Consider the following 250-nt stretch of genomic DNA (forward strand, 5'->3'; position numbering starts at 1 on the left):
CACTACATATATACCATTTTTTATTCTAAGACTTAATAAAAAAAGCGATATGGATATTAATATATTTTGAAAAATAAAAAACGCTTCAGCATTCGCACCAATACTTTTCAAACTAACCATTAGTATATAATAAAATGGAGAGTCAATAGTATTTCGAGTTATAAAAATATCAGAATAACTTTGCAAATAAGAATAAAATGTAGCATATGAACCCTTATCAGGGCCATTTAATGAAAAGAATAAGCTCAAT

At 25.6% G+C, this 250-nt stretch carries 1 pseudogene; it reads right to left on the reverse strand.

Annotated elements, in window-relative coordinates:
* Positions 1–250 (reverse strand): annotated as a pseudogene (locus V1952_RS22760) (hypothetical protein); the annotation flags it as partial.

Source organism: Yersinia sp. 2542 StPb PI, assembly GCF_048593855.1.
Classification (GTDB): domain Bacteria; phylum Pseudomonadota; class Gammaproteobacteria; order Enterobacterales; family Enterobacteriaceae; genus Yersinia; species Yersinia enterocolitica_E.